We start from the raw sequence: 5,011 nt of genomic DNA on the forward strand, positions 1-5,011 counted from the left end.
CCGGCCTGCAGGGCACCCCCGAGGGGACGGGCATGCCGGCATCACGCAGATCGCGCTTCTCGTGCCTGGGGCTGGCGGGATGGCTCCTGCTGCTCCTGCTCTTCCCGCTGATGGCGGCCGCTGCCACCCCGGCGCGCATCGGACCGGACACCCGCTACCTCCCGCTCGCACCGCAGACCACCTACCTGCACGACACCGCCGGCGCCGCCACGCTGGACGACGTGCGCCGCCAGCTCGATGCCGGGCGCTTCGCCGCGCTTCCCGACGGCGATGCCTCCTTCGGCTTCCAGACCGGCGCGTTCTGGTTCCACGTGCGCGTGACCAACGAGAATCCGCGCGAGCAGCGCTGGCTGCTGGTACAGCAGTACGCGCTCAGCGACCGCGTCGATCTGTATGCGCGCTACCCGGACGGACGCACCGTGCATCACGCCGGTGGCGACACGTTCCCGTTCGAACAGCGCAGCATCCGCTATCGCCATCCGAACTTCTGGCTCGACCTGCCGACCGGCGAAGAGGTCGACCTGCTGGTCCGCGTGCAGAGCCAGAGCTCGATGCAGGTGCCCTTGTTCCTGTACACGCCTGCCGCGTTCGCCGAACTCTCGCGCGATGGCCAGCTCGGCATCGGCATCTACTACGGCATCCTGATCGCGCTGTTCTTCTACAACCTGGTGCTGTGGCTGGTGCTGCGCGACGGCAGCTACTTCTGGTACCTGTTCCACATCACCGCGTTCGGCCTGGTGCTGTTCACCCTCAACGGGCTGGGCTTCGAATACTTCTGGCCGCACTCCACGTGGCTGGCGGACAAGGCCGTGCCGCTCTCGGTCTGCCTCGCCCAGATCGGCATGCAGCAGTTCTCGCGTACCTTCCTCGACCTGCCCACGCGATGGCGGTGGGGCGACCGCATCAGCAAGGCGATCATCGCGTTCTTCGTGCTGCTGGGCATCGCCGCCACGCAACTGCCCTACCACGTGGCCACGCCGATCGCATCGGCCGCCGTGTTCCCCAGCATCGTGTGGATCGCGGTGATCACGCTGATGGTGGTGCGCACGGGCTACCGCCCCGCCAAAGTGTTCCTGCTGGCGTGGGCGATGTTCCTGCTGGGCACCGGCATCTTCGTGGCGCTGGCGTTCGGCCTGCTGCCGAAGACCTTCCTGACCGAATACGGCGTCCAGATCGGCTCGGCGCTGGAAATGCTGCTGCTGTCGGTGGCGCTGGGGTACCGCTACGCCGCCCTGCGCAACGAGAACGAACGCATCGTGCGCGACGCGAAGAATTCGCTGGAGGCGCAGGTCATCGCGCGTACCGGCGAACTGCGGCAGGCGATGTCGGAACTCGAGAGCGCGCACCACCGGCTGCGCGAATCCAGTCGCCTCGACGGCCTGACCGACCTCTACAACCGCACCCATTTCCGCGAAGCCTTCGAGCACCTGCTGTCGCAGTCGCGCAACTCGCAACGGCCGATCTCCCTGCTGATGATCGACCTSGACCACTTCAAGCGCATCAACGACACCTACGGCCACCTGGTCGGCGACGACTGCCTGCGCTGCACGTCGAACACGCTGGCCGAGACGCTGCGCCCGCATGGCGCGTTGCTGGCGCGTTTCGGCGGCGAAGAGTTCATCGCCGCCCTGCCCGGCATGGGCCTGGGCGAGGCCAGCGTGGTGGCCGAAGAACTGCGCCAGGCCCTGCGCGCGCAGCCGTGCCGCAGCGGCGAACTAGTCATCGCCGTATCGGCCAGCATCGGCGTGCACTGCGTGGACCTGGAGGCCCGGGACAGCCTGGAGTCGGCACTGCAGGTGGCCGACCAGGCGCTGTACGCCGCCAAGGCAGAAGGGCGGGATTGCGTGCGGACGTTGTAGGGCTCGGGACTTCAGATGTGGGAGCGACGTAAGTCGCGATTGCTTTAGAAGCTCGCGACTTACGTCGCTCCCACATCCACCCTCCCGTGTGCTCAGCGGTTGCGGACGGCCGCCAGGATCTCGCCCGACTCCACCAGCCGGACGGCGGTGGCGACTTCGCCATCGAGCGCGCGGTCGCGATCGAGGAACGGGATCTTCGCGCGGATCGCCGCGTGCGCAGCCGCCACGGCGTGGCCGGGATGGAACGCGTCACTGGAAGCCAGCGCCACGCGCAATGCTTCGACTTCGGCAAGAAACGCGTCATGCCCGCTCGCGCCATGCTGCGGACCACCCGACACCTTCACTGCCAATCCTGCCGCATCGGTGCGATCCGACAGTGCGCGTGCGGCGTTGATCATGTCGCGGCGCAGGTCCAGTGCCTGCGCCGCGGTGTACAACTCCAGCGCCAGCACCTTGCCCAGGTCCTGCACCATCGCCAGCACGTGGCGTGCTTCGTTGGCGCCCATCGAGACGTGGTCTTCCGCGTTCGCGCTGGTCGGCACCGAGAACACGCTGGCCGGGTGCGCACGGCTGGCCAGGTCGTTGACGATGGCCGCCGCCGAGTACTGGACGATCATATGGCCCGACTCGGTGCCATCCTCGTTGCCGATCAGGAACGCCGGCAGGCCGTCGTTGGTGGCCGGGTCCACCAGCTTGTTGAGGCGGCGCTCGGAGATCGACGCCAGCGTCGGGATGGCGGCCTTCACGTAGCTCATCGCCAGCGCCAGCGGCATGCCGTGGAAATGGCCGGCGGAGATCACCTGCTCTTCCACGTGATCGGCCTGCTTGTCGGGGAACACCAGCGGATTGTCGGTAACCGCGTTGAGCTCGATCTCCAGCACGCGCTTGGCCTGCTCGACCGCATCACGCACGGCGCCATGCACCTGCGGGATGCAGCGCAGCGAATAGCTGTCCTGCGGCTGGTGCTTCTTGCCACCGCGGAACGGCATGAAGCGGTCGTAGAACTTCTCGCGGCCGTGGCGCTGGTCGGCTGGCACCCAGTCCCAGCCGATGTCGAAACGCAGCGCCTGCGCCTCGGGCGTATCCCAGCTGCGCGGCAGCCACGGACGGAACTTCGGCACCAAGTGGTACGGGATGTCGGCCAGCGTCGAGCCGTCGAGCAGGTCGCGCAATCGCGCGGCCACATGTACCTGGCCCGGATGCGGACGCAGCGCATGCACTTCCTCGGCGAACGCACCGAGACGGCCGGCGAAGGCATCGATGGTCATCGCGGCCGCCAGATCGGCGGTGTCCAGCAATTGGTCGAGCCGGTAAGTCGCCAGCACGCCCATCGCCAGCATCTGCGCCGTGCCGTTGTTGAGCGCCAAGCCCTCCTTGTACGACAGGCTCACCGGCGACAGGCCGGCAAGCGCCAGCGCATCGGCACCGGCCATCCGCTCGCCCTGGTAGAACGCTTCGCCGCCCCCCAGCAGCACGATGGCAAGGTGCGACAGCGGCGCCAGGTCGCCCGACGCCCCCACGGAGCCCAGCGAAGGCACCACCGGGACGATGCCCGCGTTGAGCATCGCCGCCAGCGCCTGCAGCGTTTCCACGCGAATGCCGGAGTGGCCCTTCAGCAGGGTGTTGATGCGGATGCCGAGCATGGCGCGCACGATCTCCGGCGCCATCGGCTCGCCCACGCACACGGCATGGGTGACGATCAGGTTGTACTGCAGCTCTTCGTGCAGCGAGCGGCCGGACTTCACCGCGCCCGGCAGCTCGTCGCGCAGCGGATGCGCGCCGAGCAGCTTGTCGGCATTGCTGCCGAAGCCGGTGGAAAYGCCGTAGATCGGCTCTTCGCGGCGGACCTGTTCGGCCAGGAAGTCGGCGGCGCGCGCCACGTCCTTCAGCGCCCCCTTGTCCAGCTCGACGCTGGCACCGAAGGCGATCTCGACCAACCGGTCGCGCGTGAGCGATGCACCATCCAGCAGGATCGGCTTCATGTCAGCGTCCCGCCAGTGCGCGGGCCTGTTCCAGCTCGACCTTCAGGCTGCTGGCCAGTTCCTCGCGCTTCACGTCGAACTGCTGCTCGCGCAGCAGGTCCTTGACCGTCACCACGCCGCGCGCGAGTTCGTCCTCACCGGCCAGCACCACGAAGCGGATGCCGGCCCGCGAAGCGTACTGGAACTGCTTGGCCAGCTTGCGGCTCTCCATCTGCACTTCGGTGTTGATGCCCGCCGCACGCAGGCGGCGCGCGATGTCGAGCGATCCGGCCAGCTGGCCATCGTCCATCAGCGCGACCATCGCCTGCACGCTGCTCTCGTCGCTGCCCGCGATCAGGCCGGCTTCGCGCAGCTGCCAGAAAAGGCGGGTCAGCCCGATCGAGATGCCCACGCCCGGCAGCTTCGACTTGGTGTAATGGCTGGCGAGATCTTCGTAGCGGCCGCCGGAGCAGATCGAGCCGATCTGCGGGTAGCCGTCCAACTGCGTCTCGTAAACGGTGCCGGTGTAGTAATCCAGGCCRCGCGCGATSGAGAARTTCAGGCARTASGMSYTTTCCGGYACGCCCAGTGCCTTGACSAGSTCCAGCACYTCGCGCARYTCGGCRATGCCCTGRTYGAAGRTSTCGCTGCCYTGCCCSAGKGCRTCGAGCYTGGCCAGCGCATCGGCGTGGCCGKTGCTGCGCAYGGCGACGAARTCSAGGATGCGRTYGACGSCCTCRGCCGACATGCCRWAGCCWTCGCCRGTCAGCGTYTCGCGCACGTAGTCGRCGCCRCGCTTGTCSAGCTTGTCGACYTCGCGCAGSACCAGYGCCTGCTGYTCKCCGTCSGTGACGCCCTGRGCYTCGAAGAAACCRCGCATCAGCTTGCGGTTGTTCAACTGGATGGTGAAGTCGCCGATTCCGAGTTCGCTGAAGACGGCGTGGATCACCGCCAGGATCTCGGCATCGAAGCGCACGCTCAGCGCGTCCTTGCCGATCACGTCGATGTCGCACTGGTAGAACTCGCGGAAGCGGCCGCGCTGCTGGCGTTCGCCGCGGTAGACGCGCTGGATCTGGTAGCGGCGGAACGGGAAGGTCAGTTCATGCTCGTGCTCGGCCACGTAGCGGGCCAGGGGCACGGTCAGGTCGAAACGCAGGGCCAGCTCGGGCAGGCCTTCGCCCTCCTTCGCCA

Annotated in this window: 3 protein-coding genes; 1 reads left to right on the forward strand and 2 read right to left on the reverse strand. The window is 67.6% G+C overall.

What is annotated here, in order from left to right:
• The coding region (locus AC04L7_RS12140; protein WP_475513088.1) for a sensor domain-containing diguanylate cyclase at positions 1-1,859 on the forward strand (1,859 nt) is incomplete at its 5' end.
• 92 nt (positions 1,860-1,951) lie between these two features.
• On the opposite strand, the gene AC04L7_RS12145 is transcribed toward AC04L7_RS12140, so the two are convergent.
• The gene (locus AC04L7_RS12145; RefSeq protein ID WP_475513089.1) at positions 1,952-3,841 is read right to left on the reverse strand and encodes an HAL/PAL/TAL family ammonia-lyase; all 1,890 of its coding nucleotides are present in this window, start codon (positions 3,839-3,841) and stop codon (positions 1,952-1,954) included.
• Between the two features lies 1 nt (position 3,842).
• The coding region (gene hisS / locus AC04L7_RS12150) for a histidine--tRNA ligase (protein WP_475513090.1) at positions 3,843-5,011 on the reverse strand (1,169 nt) is incomplete at its 5' end.

The organism is Pseudoxanthomonas sp. LjRoot204_2 (assembly GCF_056175765.1).